The sequence below is a fragment of the Streptomyces sp. NPDC079167 genome, from assembly GCF_040686735.1.
GTDB lineage: Bacteria > Actinomycetota > Actinomycetes > Streptomycetales > Streptomycetaceae > Streptomyces.
Map to the genome: position 1 here is coordinate 238,187 of NZ_JBFBLO010000010.1, position 21,263 is coordinate 259,449.

Annotated in this window: 19 protein-coding genes and 1 tRNA gene; 12 read left to right on the top strand and 8 right to left on the bottom strand. The window is 70.0% G+C overall.

The genetic code is table 11. The annotated features are described in order from the left end of the window. Positions 1-35: 35 nt before the first annotated feature. Positions 36-881 (bottom strand): NAD(P)H-binding protein, encoded by an 846-nt coding sequence (locus AB0P41_RS22415; RefSeq protein ID WP_365933723.1) that lies wholly within the window; start codon positions 879-881, stop codon positions 36-38. Between the two features lie 157 nt (positions 882-1,038). On the opposite strand from AB0P41_RS22415, the gene AB0P41_RS22420 reads away from it, so the two are divergent. Then, positions 1,039-1,476: a helix-turn-helix domain-containing protein gene (locus tag AB0P41_RS22420; RefSeq protein ID WP_365933725.1), complete on the top strand. Its 438-nt coding sequence runs from the start codon at positions 1,039-1,041 to the stop codon at positions 1,474-1,476. 163 nt (positions 1,477-1,639) lie between these two features. Continuing rightward, positions 1,640-1,715: transfer RNA gene (locus AB0P41_RS22425), tRNA-Arg, on the top strand. A 413-nt stretch (positions 1,716-2,128) separates the two neighbouring features. On the opposite strand, the gene AB0P41_RS22430 is transcribed toward AB0P41_RS22425, so the two are convergent. Continuing rightward, the gene (locus AB0P41_RS22430) at positions 2,129-2,890 is read right to left on the bottom strand and encodes a ZIP family zinc transporter (protein ID WP_365933853.1); all 762 of its coding nucleotides are present in this window, start codon (positions 2,888-2,890) and stop codon (positions 2,129-2,131) included. Positions 2,891-3,161: 271 nt separating this feature from the next. On the opposite strand from AB0P41_RS22430, the gene AB0P41_RS22435 reads away from it, so the two are divergent. The 3 genes from AB0P41_RS22435 (at position 3,162) to AB0P41_RS22445 (ending at position 5,299) form a co-directional block, all read left to right on the top strand. Continuing rightward, positions 3,162-4,361 (top strand): hypothetical protein, encoded by a 1,200-nt coding sequence (locus AB0P41_RS22435; RefSeq protein WP_356709830.1) that lies wholly within the window; start codon positions 3,162-3,164, stop codon positions 4,359-4,361. 10 nt (positions 4,362-4,371) lie between these two features. Next, the gene (locus tag AB0P41_RS22440) at positions 4,372-4,959 is read left to right on the top strand and encodes a hemerythrin domain-containing protein (protein ID WP_356709832.1); all 588 of its coding nucleotides are present in this window, start codon (positions 4,372-4,374) and stop codon (positions 4,957-4,959) included. A gap of 88 nt (positions 4,960-5,047) precedes the next feature. Continuing rightward, complete coding sequence (locus tag AB0P41_RS22445; protein WP_356709834.1) at positions 5,048-5,299, top strand: hypothetical protein; 252 nt, start codon at positions 5,048-5,050, stop codon at positions 5,297-5,299. A 304-nt stretch (positions 5,300-5,603) separates the two neighbouring features. Here the strand turns inward: AB0P41_RS22445 and AB0P41_RS22450 are convergent, their stop codons facing one another. Then, positions 5,604-5,969 (bottom strand): metalloregulator ArsR/SmtB family transcription factor, encoded by a 366-nt coding sequence (locus AB0P41_RS22450; RefSeq protein WP_365933727.1) that lies wholly within the window; start codon positions 5,967-5,969, stop codon positions 5,604-5,606. 104 nt (positions 5,970-6,073) lie between these two features. Between AB0P41_RS22450 and AB0P41_RS22455 the strand changes: the two genes are divergently transcribed. From AB0P41_RS22455 to AB0P41_RS22465, 3 genes are all read left to right on the top strand, one after another. Beyond that, positions 6,074-7,468: an NAD(P)-binding domain-containing protein gene (locus tag AB0P41_RS22455; protein WP_365933729.1), complete on the top strand. Its 1,395-nt coding sequence runs from the start codon at positions 6,074-6,076 to the stop codon at positions 7,466-7,468. Between the two features lie 60 nt (positions 7,469-7,528). Beyond that, entirely contained in the window at positions 7,529-7,984 is a 456-nt protein-coding gene (locus tag AB0P41_RS22460) for an ArsI/CadI family heavy metal resistance metalloenzyme (protein WP_365933732.1), read from the top strand. A gap of 385 nt (positions 7,985-8,369) precedes the next feature. After that, a complete protein-coding gene (locus AB0P41_RS22465) occupies positions 8,370-8,978 on the top strand; it encodes a hypothetical protein (protein ID WP_365933734.1) in 609 nt (202 codons plus the stop codon). Between the two features lie 496 nt (positions 8,979-9,474). Here the strand turns inward: AB0P41_RS22465 and AB0P41_RS22470 are convergent, their stop codons facing one another. Beyond that, a complete protein-coding gene (locus AB0P41_RS22470; protein WP_365933736.1) occupies positions 9,475-11,298 on the bottom strand; it encodes an MFS transporter in 1,824 nt (607 codons plus the stop codon). A gap of 213 nt (positions 11,299-11,511) precedes the next feature. Next, positions 11,512-14,307 (bottom strand): D-alanyl-D-alanine carboxypeptidase, encoded by a 2,796-nt coding sequence (locus AB0P41_RS22475; RefSeq protein ID WP_365933738.1) that lies wholly within the window; start codon positions 14,305-14,307, stop codon positions 11,512-11,514. Positions 14,308-14,471: 164 nt separating this feature from the next. Here AB0P41_RS22475 and AB0P41_RS22480 point away from each other — a divergent pair, with 164 nt between their 5' ends. The 4 genes from AB0P41_RS22480 to AB0P41_RS22495 all read left to right on the top strand — a co-directional run bounded on the left by AB0P41_RS22480 (position 14,472) and on the right by AB0P41_RS22495 (position 18,878). After that, a complete protein-coding gene (locus AB0P41_RS22480) occupies positions 14,472-15,191 on the top strand; it encodes a GPP34 family phosphoprotein (RefSeq protein ID WP_356709848.1) in 720 nt (239 codons plus the stop codon). 248 nt (positions 15,192-15,439) lie between these two features. Then, positions 15,440-16,297 (top strand): helix-turn-helix transcriptional regulator, encoded by an 858-nt coding sequence (locus tag AB0P41_RS22485; RefSeq protein ID WP_356709850.1) that lies wholly within the window; start codon positions 15,440-15,442, stop codon positions 16,295-16,297. 245 nt (positions 16,298-16,542) lie between these two features. Continuing rightward, positions 16,543-16,749 carry a DUF397 domain-containing protein gene (locus AB0P41_RS22490; protein ID WP_356709852.1) on the top strand — a complete coding sequence of 69 codons (207 nt, stop codon included), beginning with the start codon at positions 16,543-16,545 and terminating at the stop codon, positions 16,747-16,749. A 545-nt stretch (positions 16,750-17,294) separates the two neighbouring features. Beyond that, a complete protein-coding gene (locus AB0P41_RS22495; protein ID WP_356709854.1) occupies positions 17,295-18,878 on the top strand; it encodes a sodium:solute symporter family protein in 1,584 nt (527 codons plus the stop codon). Between the two features lie 90 nt (positions 18,879-18,968). Here AB0P41_RS22495 and AB0P41_RS22500 read toward each other — a convergent pair whose 3' ends face one another. From AB0P41_RS22500 to AB0P41_RS22510, 3 genes are all read right to left on the bottom strand, one after another. Continuing rightward, positions 18,969-20,084 (bottom strand): ADP-ribosylglycohydrolase family protein, encoded by a 1,116-nt coding sequence (locus AB0P41_RS22500; protein WP_356709856.1) that lies wholly within the window; start codon positions 20,082-20,084, stop codon positions 18,969-18,971. A 208-nt stretch (positions 20,085-20,292) separates the two neighbouring features. Further along, positions 20,293-20,766, bottom strand: a complete 474-nt coding sequence (locus AB0P41_RS22505) for a carboxymuconolactone decarboxylase family protein (protein WP_356709857.1) — start codon at positions 20,764-20,766, stop codon at positions 20,293-20,295. A 102-nt stretch (positions 20,767-20,868) separates the two neighbouring features. After that, complete coding sequence (locus AB0P41_RS22510) at positions 20,869-21,144, bottom strand: hypothetical protein (protein WP_365933742.1); 276 nt, start codon at positions 21,142-21,144, stop codon at positions 20,869-20,871. Positions 21,145-21,263: the final 119 nt, after the last annotated feature.

Sequence of the window (21,263 nt, forward strand, 5' to 3'; positions counted from 1 at the left end):
ACGCTATGCCCGCACCCCGCACCCGTCAACCGGCCCTACCGGAAGGCGGGCAGGGAGCGCTCCGCCCACGCGGTGAAGGGGGCGGCGGGGCGGCCGAGGACCTTCTCGACGTCCGGGCTGACCAGACGCTCGGCGGGAAGCGGCAGCCCCAGGATGTCCAGGGTCCCGTCGACGACGGCCTCCGGCATGAACTGCACCATGTGGGCGAAGGCGGCCTCTCGGGTCAGCTCGACGAAAGCCACCTCCTCACCCAGGAGTTCCGCGAGGGCCGCGGCCTGCTCGCGCGGAGTGACAGCGGTCGGTCCGGTCAGCTCGTAGGCCCGGCCGGCATGACCGTCCTCCCGCAGGACGACCGCGGCGACCTCGGCGATGTCCGCGGGGTCGACGACCGGCAGCGCGACATCACCGAACGGTGCGAGCACGGTGCGCCCGGTGCGCACCGAACCGGCCCACGCGAACGCGTTGGAGGCGAATCCGCCGGGCCGCAGAATCGTCCACTCCAGGCCCGAGCCGCGGACGGCGTGCTCGAACTCCCGCAGCCGGCTGTGCGAAACCGCCTCCGGGCGGGTCGCCGTGATCTGCGAGGAGAGCAGGACGACCTTGCGTACCCCCTCCTCCTCGGCGACACCCAGCAGGGTCGCGGCGCTCTCGCCGCCGACCAGCATCTCCCCGGCCGGCAGGACGAACAGCGCGTCGGCACCCTTCAGTACACCGCGGAGGCTCTCCGCCACCCCCGGATCGGCCTGGACGTGGCGGGCGCCTTCGGGCAGCTGGGCGGTGAGCGGCCGACGCGAGACGGCGGCCACCTCCTCGCCCTGGGCGGTGAGGGCGGCGACCAGCGTGCGGCCCACGTTTCCGGTGGCTCCGGTGACAACGATCATGAGACTGCTCCTCGACGGGGGACGGGAGAACCGCCGGCAGCCGGCGCCGGGACCTCGGCGTTCTGCGGCTTCTTTGCGGCTTTTCGGCTTCTTCCGGGAAGCTAGCATCCTGAATAAAGTAGGTACCTAGAGGAAAGCGACTACCCGAAGGGTTCGTATGAGGGTTCGTGAGACGACCAGCACCGCACGGCCGGGCACCTGGACCACCCCCGCACAGGGTGTGCCCCCGGAACAGGCATGCCCGATCGCCCCGGTGCTCGACATCGTCTTCAGCCGATGGACGACGCCGATCCTCTGGACGCTCCACACGTACGGGCGCCAGCGCTTCGTCGTACTGCAGCGCAACATCGGCACCATCACCCCGAAGGTGCTCACCCAGCGCCTGCGGCAGATGGAGCGGGACGGCCTGGTGCTGCGGACGTACCACCCGGAGGTGCCGCCCAGGGTGGAGTACGAGATCACCGAGCTCGGACGCAGCCTGGCACCACTCTTCGCCCACCTCGCGGAGTGGTCCGCGGACAACCTGCCGCGCGTCGAGCGGGCACGGCAGGAGTTCGACACGACGGAGGAGACAACTCCGGGCCGCAGCCACTGAACGGCGGACGGCCCCGAAGGCCCCGGCAGCCCCGGACGCCCCCATCACGGGACGCGCCCACCCGCTACACTGATCCCGGTGCGGGGCCACGCCTTCGCACCGCACGGCTCAAGGAACCGAGTGCCGGGGTCCCACCGGGACCCGATACCCGCTCCTGGGCCGCGCCTTCGTAGCTCAGGGGATAGAGCACCGCTCTCCTAAAGCGGGTGTCGCAGGTTCGAATCCTGCCGGGGGCACCAGGGGAAAGGCCCGGACCGATCATGGTCCGGGCCTTTTTGACGGCATCGTTCGACGGAAGACGTGTCTTGATGTCGAGCAGGCCGCGTCACCTCTCGGACTTCATCACGTGCCCCAATGCGACAAGGCCGATGCCGATCACCAGCAGCGACGGCGATCCTTGGTTCCAGCTCACCACCATGAGCAGGGCCCCGCTCCCCCACACCCTGGGCTGTCGTACCAGCCGGGAGAGCCGGCGTCCAGGCATCCGGCCGAGAAGCAGTGCATGTAATCCGAGGACGGCCCACGCGACGGCCATAGCCATCACCAGCAACAGGGCACCCACCACTGTCATCCCGAACATTCCCACCCCTGGGCTCGCCGCGATTCCGCCACAGTCTCTCAGGCGGTCGGCGCCGAGGGCCGGGGCCTCCGGTCAGGCGTGGGACAGCGCGAAGGAGACCAGGAAGCCGCTGACGGTGACCAGGCCGATCGCCAAAGGCGCGTCCTGGAACGCCTCGGGGATCATCGTGTCCGCGACCATCGCCAGGATCGCGCCCGCGGCTACGGCCGTTACCGCGGCGACCACCGCCACCGGCAGGCCGCCGACCACGGTGTAGCCGAGCACCGCGGAGACCGCGCTCGCCGCGGCGATCGATCCCCACACACCGAAGACGTAACCCTTGCCGCGCCCGGCGCGCTTCATCCCGGCCGAGCTGGACAGTCCCTCCGGGATGTTGCTGATGAACACCGCCGCCACCGTGACCATGCTGACCGCGCCGCCTTCGAGCATGCTGACGCCGATCACGGCCGACTCGGGCACACCGTCCAGCAGGGCTCCCAGGGCCAGCGCCAGGCCCGAGCCGCTCTGCCCCTGCTCGGAGGTCTGCGACTGATCCCTGTTGTGGCCCGAGCGTTTGCGGTGGTGGGCGCCACGCCGGGCCAGCCACATGTTGCCCACGGTGTAGGCCACCGCCCCGGCCAGTGTCCCCAGAGCCGCCGGGCCGAGACCGCCCTGCTCGTAGGCCTCACCGACCAGCTCGAACGAGACGGCGGACAGCAGCACGCCGGCGCCGAAGGCCATCACCCAGGCGATGACCTTCTGCGGCACGCGCAGCGCATAGCCGCACGCCGCTCCCAGCAGCAGGGCGCAGCCCGCCAGCAATCCCCAACCACCCGCTTGCACCACTTCCGGCATTGGTTCCATGTACCCACACGAGCGATCTTTGATCAGCGGGACGTCCCGTCGGAGTCAGGACGCGGACGCGGAGACGCACTGCGCGCAGGGGACGGCACCCACCGGTCCGGTTGGCCCACCAGAGGGAACTCCGCGGCCCCCGGGCATGAGCAGTGACTCAAAAGCGCGCATGGTGAACAGACTGGGGAGCTGGTCCGTGCTCGTCGCCCGAAACGCGGTACCCCGGCGGCGCGTGAGTCCCCCGCTCGTCGGCCCCCAGGAGGCAACGCACATGACATTCAATCCGTTGGAGCAGCGGGGTATCCCGCTGGACCGCCAGCTCCGTAACTGGCGTGAGCTGAACGTGGAGCCGATCGACCCGGACCACGGTGACCCGTACACCCGCTGCCGGATCATCACGATGAACGGCATCGAGGTGGAGGCGATCATGTTCAGCCACCAGCTCGCCCGCCACACGGTCGACCCCGAGATCAAGCGGCAGCTGGCGCGGGTGCGCTACATCGAGGCGCAGCAGCAGAAGGTCGTGAACTGGCTGCTGCCGGGTGTCTCCTCGGTGCTGGAGACGACGATCGCCTACGAGCAGGTCGCGGTGGACCTGACGGCGTGGGTGGCGCGGATGGAGCCCGACCCGTACCTGAAGCAGGCGTACCAGTTCGGCGTGCTGGAGGACTTCGACCACCTGTACCGGTACGCGAACCTGTACGAGATGATCGAGCACCGCAAGGCGGAGTCGATCGTCGACGGTCTGACCGAGGTCATGCCCGGCCGGCCCACCAGGCTCCACCACCGCGACCCGGTCGACAACGTCCGCGACCCCTACACCAAGGACCGGACGGACCCGCTCTCCAAGCTGCACGCCCTGACGGTCATGTCGGCGGAGCAGCAGACCATGAACTTCTACATGAACACCGGCCCCACCTACATGGAGCCGATCGCCCGTCAGCTCTACCAGGAGATCGGGCTGATCGAGGAGGAACACGTCACGCACTACGAGTCCCTGGTGGACCCGGGTGAGACGTGGTGGGAGCAGCTCGTCAACCACGAGTACAACGAGTGCTACCTCTACCACTCCTTCATGGAGCAGGAGAGCGACCCCAAGGTCAAGGCCATCTGGGAGCTGCACCTGAACATGGAGCTGGAGCACCTGCACGCCGCCTGCGACCTGATGCGCCGCCACGACGGCCGCGACCCCGCCTCCGTGCTGGCCCCCGAGCTGCCCAACGTGCTCACCTTCGAGCCCAACAAGGGGTATCTGCGTGAACTGCTCGACACGCAGATGGACCTGACCACGCTCGGTGCCGGCTACGTGCGCGAGGCGCACGAGCGGTTCGAGAAGATGCAGGAGCAGATCCACGGCGGCGAGGCACCGCCGAGCGACCGGGTGATGACCCAGCACGACGAGATGTTCGGCCGTGAGTACCGCGTCCAGTCCGAGGGCGAGCACCCCGACCCCACCCAGCGCGAGAAGTAGGGAGGCCGAGATGTCCGAGCTGAGGACCCCGCACGCCGGGGACGACATGGCCGAGGACGACGACGTCGTCGCCCTGCTGATGCGCCAGCACGGTGACATCCGCAACCTCTTCGACGAGGTCGAGGCCACCAAGGGCGAGGAACGCCGCGACGCCTTCCACCGTCTCGTGCGGTTGCTGGCCGTCCATGAAACAGCCGAGGAAGAGGTCGTCCACCCCTTCGCCCGGAAAGGGTTCCCCGGCGGCGAACAGGTCGTGAAGGACCGCCTCGCCGAGGAGAAGGCGGCCAAGGAGACCCTGGCCACCCTCGACGAGCTGGACACCGACGACCCGAAGTTCATGCCCCAGCTGCTCAAGCTGCGCAAGGACGTCCAGGCACACGCGCGGGCCGAGGAACGCTACGAGTTCACCCACATCCGCCGCAGCACCGACGCCACCGGCCTCGCCGCGATGGCCAAGGCGATCAAGGCCGCCGAGGCCATGGCTCCCACCCGGCCCCACCCGGGCGTCGAGTCCGGGGGGAAGAACATGGCCCTCGGTCCGGTCGCCGCCCTCATGGACCGCACCAAGGACACCGTCCGCAAAGCCATGGGCAAGTAGAGCCGGAGCGGCCCCGCCCGGGGCCGGGCTCATGGCCCGGCCCCGGGACGCGCGGTCCGCAGACGGCACACCGTCAAGGGAAATCCGTATGAAGATCGACGAGTCGCTGGTGAGGAAGCTCCTGGACGCTGCCACGGACGACGCCGTCCTGGTGCTCCTGGAGGGCCGTGCTCAGGTAGTCGTGCAGGCTGACCTCGACAGTGAGCAGTACCGGGGAGCGGCCGTGCTGATGTCCCGCGCAGAGCTCGTGGAAAGGCTCGGCACATCTTCGCCCGCCGAGGAGGAGGTCGCCCGCCTGGCTGCCTCACTTCAGGACGCCGTCGACAAACTCGGCGCCTGACACCGACCCGCACCGACCCGCACCGACCCGCACCGACCCAGCCTGCCCGGACTGCCGTGCCGGCAGATCGGGCGCACTCGGAACGCGCCCAGCACACCCGAGACCGGGGAACCCAGTGGACGCGTGAGAACTGCGGAGGACCGTTTCCCCAGGACAGGAGCCCTGCGATCACCGCTCCCGCAGGTCACAGCCCCGCCCAGGGAGACCCCTGAAGCGGGTGTCGCAGGTTCGAATCCCGCCGGGGGCACAACTCAGCAGTCCGCCGACTTGATGCCCCGCCCCAGGCGCTTCACTCGGCCGAACGTCAGCCGCGCAGGTCGAGCATGGCGGCCATGGCCGCCACGACTGACGGGGCGACCCGGTAGTAGACCCAGGTCCCGCGTCGCTCCGAGGTCAGCAGGCCGGCCTCGCGCAGCTTCTTCAGGTGGTGGGACACGGTCGGCTGGGAGACGCCGACGTCCTGGATGTCGCACACGCACGCCTCGCCCCCGGGATGCGAGGCCACCCTGGAGAACAGCCGAAGCCGGACCGGGTCGGACAGCGCCTTGAACATCACGGCCATCCGCTCCGCGTCGTCCTGCGACAGCTCTCCCGCAGTGATCGGCGGGCAGCACGGCACCGCCGTTCCGGGGTCCAGAACCGGCAGCTCCCCTACCTCTGACTTCGACATGCGTCTATGTTGACACTCATCAATGCGAGTGGCAAGCTTCGAATATAGACAGAGATCGAAACAGCGACCGGGTGCGGTCGCCCATCCCGGAGGACATCACCGCCATGACCACCACTGCAGACCTTCCGGTCGTCGTCATCGGCACCGGCCCCGCCGGGCTGGCAGCCGCCGCGCACCTCGTCGAGCGAGGCATCGAACCGCTGGTCCTGGAAGCCGGACCCAGCGCGGCCACCGCGGTGCGCGACTGGTCGCACGTACGGCTCTTCTCCACCTGGAGCGAGCTGACCGACCCCGCCGCCGAGAAGCTCCTGGCACCGGCCGGCTGGACCAAGCCCGCCGCGGACACCTACCCCACAGGCGGAGACTGGGCCGAGCAGTACCTCCAGCCGCTCGCCGATGCCCTCGGGGACAAGGTCCGCTACGGCGCCACCGTCACCGGCGTCTCCCGCCTCGGCCGCGACCGGATCGTCGACGCCGACCGGGAGCAGCAGCCCTTCACCATCCGCATCGAGCTCGCCGACGGCGCCGAGGAACGAATCCTGGGCCGTGCCGTGATCGACGCGTCCGGTACCTGGTCCACCCCCGGCCCGATCGGCGCCGACGGACTCCCCGCCCTGGGCGAACACGCCACCTCCGCCCACATCTCCTACCGCATCCCCGACCTCAAGGACCCCGCGGTCCGGGCCCGGTACGCGGGAAGGCGCACCGCCGTCATCGGTTCCGGGGCCTCCGCGTTCACCGCGCTGGCCACCCTCGCCGAACTCGCAAAGAACGAACCGGGTACGCACTCCGTGTGGATCCTGCGCCGTGGCATCAGCGGCTCCACCTTCGGCGGCGGAAGCGCCGACCAGCTCCCCGCCCGCGGCGCCCTGGGCCTGGCCGCCAAGGCCGCCGTCGACGACGGGCACGCCGACGCCGTCACCGGCTTCCGTACCGAAGTCATCGAGCCCGCCGACGGCGACCGTCTGACCCTCGTCGGTGAGGACGGCCGGCGCCTCGACCCCGTGGACGAGATCATCGTCCTGACCGGACTGCGCCCCGACCTGTCCTTCCTGTCCGAACTCCGCCTCGCCCTGGACGAACGCCTCCAGGCACCGGTGGAGCTCGCCCCGCTCATCGACCCCAACCAGCACTCGTGCGGGACGGTCTACCCGCACGGCCACCGCGAGCTGTCCCACCCGGAGCAAGGCGTCTACCTGGTCGGCATGAAGTCCTACGGCCGTGCCCCCACCTTCCTCGCGATGACCGGTTACGAGCAGGTCCGCTCCGTCACCGCCGCCATCGCCGGCGACACCGAGTCCGCCGACCGCGTCGAACTCACCCTCCCCGAAACCGGAGTCTGCGGCGGCGCCGGACTCTTCGACGACCCCACCGCCGGCCAGGCCGACGAGGGCGGCTGCTGCGCTCCGGCAGCCGCCCTCGTACAGATCGGCACCGGCATCTCCGTGCCGGTCGCAGCCGCCGAGGAGACGCCGTCCGGTGGGTGCTGCGGGTCCTGAACCACAGTGCGCCGGCCACCCCTGGCCGGGGCGCTTCCGCTCCACGTCAGGAGGAACGTCGTGTCACGCGTACAACTCGCCTTGCGCGTCCCCGACCTCCACGCATCGATCGCCTTCTACAGCAAGCTCTTCGGCACCGAGCCGGCCAAACTCCGCGACGGGTACGCCAACTTCGCCATCGCCGATCCACCGCTCAAGCTTGTCCTCATCCAAGGCACAGCGGACACGGACACGCGGATGGACCACCTCGGCGTCGAAGTCGCCACCACCGAAGAAGTCCACTCCGCCACTTCCCGCCTCCAGGACGAAGGCCTGTCGACCGACGTCGAGACCGACACCACCTGCTGTTACGCCCTCCAGGACAAGGTCTGGGTCCACGGCCCCGGCGAGGAGCCGTGGGAGGTCTACGCCGTCAAGGCGGACGCCGACTCGATGGCCAGGCAGAAGAACAACACGAGTCCCGTCACCGAAGCAGGCTCGCCGGCGCCCGTCGAGGCTGGTGGCTGCTGCCCGTGACCAAGCTCGACATCCGCGGGCCGCGACCGGAAGAGGGGACCGGTCGCGGCCCCGCACCGTACTTTCCGCTCTGGGCGCCCGACAGTTCACCAGCTGGGGCATCATCTACCGCGCCTTCCCCGCCCTGAACCCGGCCGTCACCGCCGACACCGGCCGGCCCACCGGCGCGCCGACAGTCGCGTTCCCCACAGCCCGCGGAGAGGCCCAGCGGTAGTCGGCGGACGGCGCTCACCACGCCACCGCCCAGTCGCACTTCCTGCCCGCGCAGGGGCGGAGGCGTCGTCGGAGTCCTCGCTTCACTCGGCGGAGTGGAGTCGGCCGCCCCTGGGGGAGTTTCGGCCTCGCCATGCGCCGGTCCAGTGGTGGTCTGCCGAACGATGAGCGCATGTCACTGAACAGTCTGCGCTCGCTGGCCCGCCGCGTGGTTCCCGCGCTGCTGGTCGCCCAAGCCGCCCTCCTCCCGCTCCAGACCGCCTCTGCCGCCGAGCCCGCGTCACGCCCGTGTCTGTCATCCGCCAGTTGCGGTTCGGTCATCGTCGCCCCCGTCTCCCAGGCGGCCCCGGACCACGGCGACTGCACCAGTCCGGAGCCGGTCGTGTGCCTGATCCGGAGCGAGACTCCTGAGGAGCGTGAGGTCGCCCGCGATCAGCGGATGCGCTACCACGATCTCCTCGAGGACATGGAACGCAAGGAGTGCGCCATGCGCGCCGAAGGGCGCTCGGAGGAGGACATCGCCCGCACCCTGGTCCAGATGCGCAACGACGCCAAGGACACCGTCCGCGCCGGCATGACCCCGGAACAGGTCGCGGAGCTGGAGGCACGCAACCAGAAGAAGTACGGCAACCCGCTCGGCCCGACAGCGGACCAGCTCTACCTGAAGTACGGCTCCTGGGAGAAGGTCACCGACGCCGCCACGCGTTCGAGCGCGGCCGTGGACCACGAACTCGGCCTGGAGTTCCGCCACTGCCCTTGCGCGGTGCTTCAGGCGGCATGACTCGTTCCCACGTGGCCTCATCGGCGTGGTCCGGAGCGCTCCTGCCCGCTGACCGATACCGCCCGGGCCGGCGGCTGAGTACGACGTCCGGTGCGCGGTCCGGGTCGGAGGCGTAGCAGCGGCGCCGGTCCTGCCGCACACCTGGCGGAACGCGACATCCCGTTCGTCCGGTGAACCGGGTCAGCGGCAGGAGGCATTCAGCTGAACCGCCGAGTGGTGCTCGCCCACCAGCCCCGCGTCGCCCCAGCCCCGGCCCCGGTCGACCATCCGCACCGCGAAGGTGCCCCCGCTTGACCGGGTAGCCGTACGTCGACGGCGGTGCTCCGGCTGGTGCACGGTGAAGCCCGTACAGGCCGAGACCGTGTCGTGCGTCGCACGGACCGCCCTCGAAGCCGCCCGCCTCACATCGCACCGGGGACAGACCATGCCCGGCAGCGGACCACCCCAGGGCGGAGCACCCCGCCGGTGGGGACGCCCGGAGGGGGAGTTCCGGCAGTCATCGGCTCAGTTCCTCCGGGCAGGGTGTGCCCGGCTGGAGCTGGTACGGCGCAGCCAGGCGGTAGACCCCGGGGCGGGGTGCGAGGAGCTCGGTCCACTCGTCGCCGTCCCCGTCCTCCTCCACCTTCGTCAGACAGCCGTGGTCGTTGGTGAAGTCCTTGGGAGCGTCCTCGTCCTCCGCCGAACGCTTCTTGGACGCCTCGGTCTCCTGCGGCCGCTCCACGCTCTTGCCCTCGTCGTCCACGACGGCGAGCCACCGGGAGTACGGGATCCGGATCAGGACACGGCCCGCCGACCGCACGCGGATCGTCAGCTTGTCGTCACCGGCCCGCTCCACCGTCGCGGGCGGGTCGGCGAGCGGCACCGGGTCCAGGACCCGGAACAGCTTCCAGTTGCTGTCGCTCCAGACCGCCTTCAGATACGGCTGTCCCTTCTCGACGAGCGCCGCCTCCTGCTCTCCCCCGGAGTCCGGCTTCCCGTTCGGCAGCACCACGTAGTGCACCGCCCAGCGGTCCAGCCACTCGCGGTAGTTCATCGAGTTGAGGGTGTCGTCGTAGAAGAGCGGGTTGCGCTTCATGTCGGCCTGCCGGTTCCAGCCGCGCGCCAGATTCACGTACGGCGCGAGCGCCGAGGCCTCGCGGTGGCTGCTGGCGGGTACGACCTCGACGCGGCCCCGCTCCGCCCCGGCCTTCTGGAGCTGGTTGACCAGCGGCGCCAGCTCGCGGTTCCAGGACGCGGTGGGGGCGGTGCGCACGATGTCGTCGACGCCCTTGAAGCCGATCCAGAAGTTCAGCCCCGCGAACACGATGACCAGCGCGTACCAGCGCCGGGTGCGCGGCGCCGTGTACGGGAGTGCGGCGAGCAGGACGACACCGGCGAACAGCATCGCCATGCGCGACACGTTCGAGCCGATCTGCGAGTCGACCACATAGGTCAGCAGCGTCCCGGCGCCGTAGACCGCGGCGGCCGTCCGCACCGTGTGCCAGTCGCGGGGCACCAGGAAGAAGACGAACACCGAGTACAGGAAGGGCAGCGACAGGGTGCCCAGCGCCATCGGCTGGGTGCCCGAGAACGGGAACAGCCACGCGGACAGGACCACCACCGCGACGGGGGCCAGGCCCAGCGCGTACGCCCCGGGGCGGCGTTTGTTCAGGAAGAGCGCCGCGGCGACCACCCCGAGGAAGAGCCCGGCGACCGGGCTGCCCGCCGTGGCGAGCCCGGCCAGCGGCGCGGCGACGCCGGCCTTCGCCCACCGCTTGTAGCGCCAGCGGTGGGGCCAGCAGAAGACGGCGGCGACGGCACCGAGCGCGAACATCATGCCGAGCCCGAACGTCACCCGGCCGGAGAGGGCGTTGCACAGGTACGCGAAGACCCCGGCGAGCGCGCACGCGACGGGGTTACGGACCGCGGGAACCCGCACCAGGATCAGGGCCGTGAGCGCCGAGGACACCGTGCCGGCGATCATCATCGTCGAACGGACGCCGAGCACCGACATCAGGTAGGGCGAGACCACGCTGTACGAGACCGGGTGCATGCCCCCGTACCAGGCGAGGTTGTACGCCGTTCCGGGGTGTCGGCCGACGAACTCGGCCCAGGCGTCCTGGGCTGCGATGTCGCCGCCGCTGTTCGCGAAGAAGAAGAACCAGAGGAGGTGCGCGGCCGCGGCGACCGCGGTGGTCAGCAGGACGGGGTGGCGCAGGAGCCGACTCCGTATCGAGCTGCCTGTGCCGTCGTCGCCACCGGTGGCCTGGGCCGGAATCCTGACCGGGGTGCTCCCGGCGGAGGGGCCGGTGTCGGCACGTGTCGGCTCAGCGGTGGTCACTGCGACTCTCCCCGTCCTCGCCCGGGCCTGCCGAACCGTCCATGTACTGCACGGGCCTCATCCGTACTCGGAGGGACGCGTCCCGGCGTCCGACCGTTTCCTTCGGGACGCTAGCACGCGGCATTTTCGCCGCGCCGCCCTATCCGGGACACGGGACACGGGGACACGGGGACACCCCCCTGTCCCCGCGCGGGCGGGGACAGGGGGTGTCCGTCAGGTGATGCGGGTGAGCTTGTCGCCGAAGCCCGGTTCCGTCATCTCGCTCTGCAGGGCGACCGGCGCGGAGACCTTGCCCGTCCCCGTACCGACCGTCACCTCGCCGACGACGGTGCCCGCCTCCGCCGTGTGTGCGGGCACCTTGCCGCCGTCGGTCAGCTTGAGATCCACCTCGAGCCCGCCCCAGCCGACGGCCTTGAGGTCCTTGGTCGCTACCACGGGTGTCTGCCCGCCGAAGCCGTTGTCGACGTAACCGACGACCTGGCCCTTCTTGACGACGGTGGCGGAGTCGACGCCCTCCTGGGCGGTCTGGATCAGCGCCAGACTGCTCTGCAGGGCACGCTGCAGCTTGGCGTCCAGCGTCCCGTCGACGTCGGCACCCATCACCGCGCCGATGATCCTGCGTGTCTTGCCGTCGATGACCGTGTCGGCCGTCCAGATGAGGTTGCCGCCTGCGGGGGTCGACGAGCCGGTCTTGATACCGCTGACACCGGGCTCCAGCAGGATGTTGTTGTTGTTGTAGATCATCTTGTCGATGCCCGGGATCTCGGCCTGCGGCATGTTCACGATCTCGCGGAAGACGTCGTTCTGCATGACCGCCTTGGCCAGCTTGAGCTGGTCGGCCGGGGTGGACCGGGTGGTGGCCTCGAGACCGCTGGGGTCCGTGTACACCGAGTTCGTCATCCCGAGGTCCTCGGCCGCCGCGTTCATCTTGTCGACGAACGCCTTCTCGGTGTCGGCGTCCCAGCGGGCCAGCAGCCGCGCCACGTTGTTGCCGGAGGGGATCATCAGGAGCTGGAGCATCTGACGCTCCGTGTACTTCTGGCCCTCCTTGATGGGCGCCGTCGACTCGTCCGGCCGGTTCGCCTCCTCACCGGCCTTGGCGTCGACCACGATCTGGTCGCCCGCCTCCTTGCCGGTGATCGGGTGACCCTGAAGGATCACGTACGCCGTCATGATCTTCGCGACGCTCGCGATCGGCGCGGACTTCTCCTTGCCGTACGTGCCGATGGTGCCGACGCCCTCGACCTCGACTGCACCCTGCCCCTCCTCCGGCCACGGCATGTCCAGCTTCCCGCCGGCGAAGGTGTACGTGGGGTTCGCGGACAGGGTCAGCGTGGGGTCGGGCAGCGGACGCACGGCCTGCGCGATCGCAAAGATGATCAGGACGAGCAGGAGGAGCGGCGTCCAGATCTTCACCCGCCTGACCGCGGTGCGGACCGGGGTCTCCGGGGGCGGCGGGGTGTTCGTCAGTTCGGCGAGCAGGTCGAGCGGCGGCCTGGGCGGCATGGGCTGCTGCCTGGTCCGCTCGGCCTCGGGGATACCCGCCCCGGGGCTCGCGGGGGTGCCGGGTGCGGCCGTGACGTCCGGGGTGACCGTGGGACCGACCACGGGTGCGGGGCGTACGTCGTCCGAGCGCAGCGGCACGAACGTGCTGGTCCGCTCGGCGGGAACCTCCGGGGTCCCGGGGGCTCCGGACGGCTTGGCGGCCCAGGAGGCCGGCTTCCGTGCGGCGGCCTTCTCCTTGGGCGGGAGCTTGAGCGCGGTCGTCGGGTGGTCGATCTGATCGGCCCGCGGCGCCTTGAAGACGGCCGTCGGATGATCGATTCCTCGCCCGTCGCGCGCGGCGTCCGCCTCCTCCGCCGGGGACGCCTCCTCGCGGGTCCTGGGGACCCGCGGGGTGTCGCCGGAGGCGCGGGTGGCCGGTGCGTCGTCCTCGGCATCGGCGGGCCCGGCGGATTCAGCGGGCTCAGCGGTCTCGGCTGACTCCGCGGTGCCGTCGGATGCCACGGCCTCTGCCGGCTCGGCCTCTGCCTCTGCCTCTGCGGGCTTCTCGGGCTCTTCGGCGTCGTCGGACGCCTCGGTGTCCTTGCCGGCCGGGGTCACGTCGGCGTCCGCCGGGGGCACATCGCCGGAGGTCTCCGTCTTGTCGCCGGTGCCGGCCGGGCCGTCGCCGCTGCTGTCGGACACCTTCGACACCTTGTCGTCGCCCTCGGACGGCTTGTCCACGCCCTCGCCCGCACCGCTCGGACCTGCGGCTTCCTCGTCGGGTCCGGTCGCCACCCATGCCGCGACGACGGCACGCAGCCGGGCGTCGGCGGGCGGCGCTCCGGCCCCGGAACCGGCCTCCGAACCGGTCTCGGACTCGGCGTCCGAAGCGGAGCCGCCGACGTCCGAAGCGGAGTCGTCGGCGTCCGAAGCGGAGTCGTCGGCGTCGGTCCTCGACGCCGCTTCCGGCGCGGACCGAGCCTCCGGAGCAGGCTCGGCGACCTCCTCGCGCTCCCGCTCGGAGCCCGAGTCCGCCGCGCCGTCGGAACGGCTGGACCCGGACTCGGCCCCGGCACCACCCTCGGCCTCGGTTTCCGGTCGCGCCTCCTCCGAGGAAGCCGAAGATGCCGACGAGGACACCACAGGCGCCGCCGCGGCCTCTCCGGCCGCGTCCTCCGCCTTCTCCGCCTCCCCGGCCGCCTCACGGGTCATGGAGGCCGTCTCAGGGCCCTCTGCGCCCCCCGAGGCGCCGGAGGCGCCCCCAGGGACGCCGGAGGCGCCTGCCGAGGCGTCAGCATCCGGAGAGTGCGGCAGGCGGAAGACAGCCGTCTCGCTGTCCTTCGCGGTGCCTGTCGCCCCGTCCGTCGTGCTCCCGGCCGCCGCGGCGGCCGGTTCACGGAACACGGCGAGACGCGGATCGCGTTCCTCAGCCGTCCCCGAAGTCGTCCCCGACGACTTCCGCTGCTCCGACATGTCGGGGGACTCGCCCGCCACCGATACCTCCTTGATGAGCCGCGGGGACATGCCCGCACTGTCCGAACCATCTACCAGTGTCCTGTGTGAACCTTTGACCGAGCCGCTAGACGAGAACGACATACCTAACGGTTCCCTCACAAAGCACCCAGGCACCCTCGACAGACCAATGTGAGAGGGGTCACCCTGTCATTCATCCACGCGGGGAGGCATGGATGGGCAGGAGCCGCAGAACAATTCCGGAGGAGCTTCTGCTGCTCGCTCTGGACCCGACCACGGGTACCACAGCGCAGCCGCAGTCGCTCGACCTCGGCCTGGCCGGGGCACAGCTAGTGGAGCTGGCTCTGGCAGGACGGATAGCCCCTGACGGGGATCGTATCGCCGTGGTGATGCCACGGCCGACAGGAGATCCGACTCTGGACTCCGCACTGGAACTGCTGCGCCGTCGTGGCAGTCCGGTCCGGGCAGTCCACTGGATCGGCGGACCCCGGCTGGGACTTCGCCAGATCTACCTCGCTCATCTGGAGCGGTGCGGCATGGTTCACGCCGTGGCGGGCCAGATGTGCGGAGTGCTGCCGACGACTCGCTACCAGGCGACGGACACGGCAATCAGCCGGGACATCAGAGCCCGGCTGGACAACGCGATCCGCACCGGCGTACCGCCGGACCCGCGGACCGCGGCGCTCGCCGCACTGGCCCACGCGGTCGGACTCGGCAAGCACCTGTACCCCGGGAACGAGGGGCGCTCGTCGCGCTCCCGGCTCCGGGACCTGATCAGACACGACCCGATGGGCGGTCTCGTGGCGCATGCCGTGATGGACGTCCAGAACGGCGTGGCCGTCCAGCCACGCCGTAACCAGCAGACGGCCGGCGTGCCGTTGCAGCCGCAAGCACAAGCGCGTCGCGGCAGCATGGCGCACACCTCCGTCCACTGACAGCACGACCGCGCGGACACTTGGCGCGGAGTACCGAATACCGCCATACCGCCGCACCGACGTCCCCATGACCCGGTTCGGGAGCCGCACCAGGCGCGGGGCAGCCGGATCCACCGGCTGCCCCGCGCTCTTGCGCGCGCTGATCGCGTGTGGCCATTTCCCAGCGCGGCCGGTCCCCCGGGTGGCAATCTGCTGAGCAAGCAGATACGCACAGCTACAACAGCTGCATAGCCGGAGGTGCCGTTCCCGTGCCGACCAACGTCAATCCCACTGTCAGGCGACGCCGGCTGGGCCAGGAACTGCGCCGCCTCCGCGAGATCAAGGGCATGACGGCCGAGGAGGTGGCGGAGCGGCTGCTGGTCTCGCAGTCGAAGATCAGCCGGCTGGAGAACGGCCGCCGCTCGATCAGCCAGCGCGACGTACGTGATCTCTGCGGGGTCTACGAGGTCGAGGACCACCGCATCGTCGACTCGCTGATGCAGATGGCCAAGGACTCCCGCCAGCAGGGCTGGTGGCACGCCTTCGGTGACATCCCGTACAGCGTGTACATCGGACTGGAGACCGACGCCGAGTCCCTCCGGGTGTACGAACCCCAGGTGGTCCCGGGGCTGTTGCAGACCCGGGGGTACGCGGAGGCCCTCATCAACGGCGCCCTGCCCGAGACCCCGCCGTCCGACATCGAGAAGCGGGTGAACGTCCGGGCCCGCCGTCAGGACCGCGTCAACGCCCCCGAACACCCCCTGCGCCTGTGGGCCGTCATCGACGAGTCCGCCCTCCGCCGGCTCGTCGGCGGCAAGCAGGTCATGATCCAGCAGTTGGAGCACCTCATCGAGCAGTCCCAGCTGCCCCATGTGACCGTGCAGGTGCTTCCCTTCGACATGGGGGCGCACCCCGGCATCAACGGGCAGTACGCCATCCTGGAGTTCCCCGACGCGGCGGACTCCAGCGTCGTGTACATCGAGGGGGTCACCAGCGACCTGTACCTGGAGAAGGCGAACGACGTGCAGCGCTACAGCGTCATGTACGAGCACCTGAGGGCGCAGGCGCTGAACGTGGACCAGACCCGCCAGTTCATCGGCGACATCGCCAAGAGCTACACCCGCTGAGCGCCGTTCCGGCCTGCCGAACACGCCTGCCCGACAGGCCCGTTTGCACCGGAAATGCTGCGATGTAAGTGAGGTGGGGGCGGGACGATACACCGCCACCACCTCACAGCGGAAGAGCCCTATGGAATATGCCATCCGGTCGAGTGAACGGCCCCACCACCACGCGATGTTGGCGAGTAGCGTCGATCACGCCAACAGGAACGAAGTTGGTGCCACTCACATCAACTCTCTGAACCGGAGTGAACATGGCCATTCTTCAGGGTGCTACGGACAACTGGACGAAGTCGACGTACTCGGGCGGCAACGGCGCGTGCGTCGAAGTGAAGTCGCCCGTCACGCAGGCCATCGCCGTGCGCGACTCGAAGGCGCCCGAAGGCCCCTCGCTCTCCTTCGTGTCCGGAGCGTGGAACACCTTCGTGCGCGACGTCGCGTCGGGTTCGATCAACGCCTGACCGGTACGCCGGTCCTCACGCGCCGCACCATGGCCGGTCACGGAACACGACCGCCAGGAGCCCTCTCGACTGGCCCGCCGTCCTGGCCGAGGGGGCTCGACCCGCCATCGGAACCGGCGCCGTCGATGGACGTACCGCACACATCGTTACCTCAGCATTCGGCACCGACAGCACACCGCGTGCCATCGGTGCGCAAGCGTCACGTACAGCTTTCCCCCTTCTCCGGCCGCACGGGACCCGCATCCCGTGCGGTCGTTCTGCGTTCTCGGGCGTTCCTGCCTTGCGTCGATCTCTGCACAGCCTGACGAAGTGCCCGCTTATCGTGTGGCCGCGGTCACGTTCACGACAACGCTTCGATAGGTCAAGAACAAGTAAAATCGTTCGCCTTGCTGATCCGCGTTCACATCCCTGATCGAGAAACCTTGACCGAGGACCCGGACAGGCGGTTCAATCCCCGAAGTCCCCGTTCCCGCACGGGGCCCCGCTGAACGGCCGTACTGACGAAGTGCGTTCCCGTTCACAAGGCGGACCCCTGGAGGGGGCACATGAACAGTCTCGACTGGGCCGTGCTCATCGGCTACTTCGGTGTGATGGTCGCGATCGGACTCTGGTCGCACAAGCGCGTGGACAATGTCAGCGACTTCTTCACCGCCGGCGGCAAGATGCCGTGGTGGCTGTCGGGCATCTCGCACCACATGTCCGGTTACAGCGCGGTGATGTTCACCGGTTACGCGGGTATCGCGTACCAGTACGGGGTCACGTCCTTCGTGACCTGGTCGCTGCCGATCGCGATCGGTATCGGCATCGGCGCCAAGCTCTTCGCGCCCCGGCTCAACCGGCTGCGTTCGCGGCTGCACGTGGCCTCGCCGCTCGAATATCTCAAGGACCGCTACAACGTCCCGACCCAGCAGGCCCTGGCCTGGTCCGGCCTGCTGCTGAAGATCGTGGACGTCGGTGCCAAGTGGGCCGCCATCGCCACCCTGCTCTCCGTCTTCACCGGTATCACCCTCACCCAGGGCATCTTCATCACCGGCATCATCACGGCCGTCTACTGCACGGTCGGCGGGCTGTGGGCCGACGCGCTCACCGAGCTCGGGCAGTTCATCATCCAGCTCTTCGCCGGTGTGGCCATGCTGGTGATCGTCATGAGCAAGCTCGGCGGCTTCAGTTCGCTGTGGACGGTCTGGGACAAGCTGCCCGAGGGTCACACGGAGCCGACGGCCGGCCCGTACACGGTGACCTTCCTGCTGGCGTATCTCTTCATCAAGACCTTCGAGTACAACGGCGGCATGTGGAACCAGGCCCAGCGCTACATGGCCACGGACTCCGCACGCTCCGCGACCCGTTCGGCCTACCTGTCCGCCGTCCTGTGGCTGGTCTGGCCGGTCGTGCTCTTCTTCCCGATGTGGGTGGCACCGCTGCTCGTCGAGGCCAAGAAGCCGGACGCCTCGGACAGTTACGCCCTGATGACCGAGCAACTGCTGCCTCACGGGCTCCTGGGTCTGGTCGTCGTCGGGTTCTTCTCGCACACGATGGCCATGTGCTCCTCCGACGCCAACGCCATCTCGGCGGTCTTCACCCGTGACATCGCGCCGGTCTTCTCCAAGGCGGCCCGCACCTGGAGCAACCGCAGCGGCCTCATGGCCGCGCGGCTGTCCACACTCGCCTTCCTCGGCCTGTCCATGGCGCTGGCGACGCAGATCAACTCGCCGACGTTCAAGGACATCATCTCGGTCGTCATCAAGTGGGTGGCAGGGCTGATGGGCCCGATCGCCATCCCGTTCATGCTGGGCATGCTGCGCAGGTTCCGCCGGTCCGGCCCGACGGCGGCGCTCACCAGCTGGGCGGCCGGGCTGCTCGCCTTCTTCTTCACCAACTACAACCTCGACGGTTCGGTGAAGACGGACGTCGCCCTGCAGTACCAGGTGGCCCTGCCACTGGCGATATCCCTCGTGCTCTACATCGTCATCGGGTTCGTCAAGCCCGAGGACACCCCGGAGCGCGACGCCCTCATCGAGACGATCAACACGGAGGGCGGTGGCCCCCGCTCCACCGCCGCCGCGGCGGCCGTACCGGCGCAGAAGCCCGGCCCGGAGAGCACGGGGGTCCCGGAGGGCGTGAAGGACTGACCACCCCTCAGACGAGGGGCACCTGAACGGTGGGCGGGCGCGGCGGCGCCCGCCCACTTCTGTCCTCCCGGAGGACCCTGGAGCCTGCGCTCAGTCCCGCGGGTAACGGGCCAGCCAGCCCGGGGCGACCGCGGCCGGGCTGTGCAGGGCGGGCCCCTGGGTCATCTCCATCGCGAAGTCGTCGGAGAGCTGGAGGAGCGTCGAGCGCCCCTCCAGCTCCGCCAGCCAGGCCGGCGGCAGCGCGGTCTCCCCGTGCAGCGCCCCGAGGAGGGCCCCGCAGACCGCCCCGGTGGCCGCGGACGGCCCGGAGTGGTTCACGGCGAGGCGCAAGCCATGGCGTACGTCCTCGCCCACCAGTGCGCAGTACAGCGCCACAGCGAGGACCTCCTCCGCGGAGTCGGTGTCTCCCAGCGCCTCGATGAGGGCCGGCCCTGGTATCCCCTGGCGTACGGAGCCGAGGGCCTGCCGGAGCGCCTCGGTCACCTGCTCGTTGCCCGGGCGCTCGGCGAGCAGGGCGAGCGCGTGCTGGACCGAGCCGTCCAGGGTCTCGCCCCGGGCCAGCCCGTGCACGATGACGGCGAGGGCTCCGGCGGCGAGCTGCGCGGTGGCGTGGCCGTGGGTGTGGGCGGCGCACTCGACGGCCAGTTGGAGGACGAGCTGGGGATCCCACCCGACGAGCAGCCCGAAGGGCGCTGAGCGGGTCAGCGCGGCCGAGTCCCGTGCCGCGGGGTTCTTGGGGACGGCGAGGGTGCCCATCGTGGCGTCACCGAAGCCGACGAGGCACTCCCGGGTCGGGGCCCGGCGGGTGTACAGCCACTCCTCCATGGCCAGCCAGCCGTTGTCCTTGCGGCGTTCGTCGGGCCCCCAGGCGCTCTGGGTGGCCGCCCAGCGCAGATGGGCGCGGTGCACGTCGGTCGGCGGATGCCAGGCGCCGGTGTCGCGGCGGACCTGGGCGCGTATGAGTCCGTCGACGGTGAAGAGGGTGAGCTGGGTGACCGCGGTAACGGCGCCGCGTCTGCCGTGCGCGGGGACGAAGTCGGCCACCCCGTCCACACCGTGTGCGGCGCGTATCGCCTCCAGGGTGAGCCCCGAGACACCCGCCCCGAGCGCGTCCCCGATGGCCCCGCCGAGCAGGGATCCCCGCACCCGGCCGCGGAAGTCCTGCTGCTGGGCACGGCCCCAGACAGCTGTGGTCCCTGTGCTCACCGTGCCCCTTCCGTCCGCCCTGCCGCCTGCGACTGCGCAAGCACTGTAATCGAACGGGAAGGAGCGGTTCAGGGGCGGAACGGAATGTACGGACTGGTACGCGAGAGCTCTTCCGCGCGGCATTCCTCATGGTTTCCGGCCCCTGTCCCGGGGCCCGGGAGAGCTGTCGCCCGCGGCCGGGACGGCTGCCCGGCCGCGGGTGGCGGGGTCAGCCGAACATGCCGGGCCGGTAGTCGCCCGCGGGCTGCTGCACGAGGACGTTCAGCCGGTTGTACGCGTTGATGACGGCGATCAGGGCGACCAGGGCGAGGAGCTGCTCCTCGTCGTAGTACTCGGCGGCGTTCGCCCACACGTCGTCCGGCACACCGCCGGCCGCGTCGGCGATGCGGGTCCCCTGCTCCGCCAGCTCCAGGGCGGCACGCTCGGCGTCGGTGAAGACGGTGGCCTCGCGCCACACCGCGATCAGGTTGAGCCGGAGCGCCGTCTCACCCGCCTCGGTGGCGTCCTTGGTGTGCATGTCGGTGCAGAAGCCGCACCCGTTGATCTGGCTGGCCCGGATCTTGACCAGTTCCTGGGTCGTGGCGGGCAGCCCCAGGTCCGTGACCACCTTCCCGGCCGAGTTGAGGTGCTTCAGGAAGGTGGCGGCGGCCTTGTTGCCGAAGACGTCGATACGAGCGTTCATCGTGAGCTCCTGAGGTGTGGCCGGTGCTTGCTTACACTCCCTCGACGGATCGGCCCCGCGGAACGTGACACGGCTACGTGTGACCTGGGTCTCACGCGGACGTCACCCCCGGCGCTCCCTGCACTCCGCGACCCGCAGAACGTCCCGCAGCGACTCCGTGGTCCGCACCAGCGCGAACCGCACGGCCCGCTCCCCCGCCGCCCGGTCCGCGAGCACGGATTCGGCCCCGCCGAGCACGTCCCGCCCGCAGGCGATCAGCTCGGCCTCCACCTCGTCGGCGAGCCGGGACAGCCTGCTGTCCGGGTCGTCCGTGCACAGATAGCAGGGCCTGCCCTCGGGAGAGTTCCAGGGCAGCAGACGAAGAGGGGAATCGGCCATGTTCGCGCCTCGCAGGTGTGAGTGTCTTCGATCGGGTGATGCTCACCGTTGGTACACCGATGGTCACCCTCCGCCCGTAGCCTCGTAAGAGGTGCCTGATTGCCGGTGCACAGGACAAC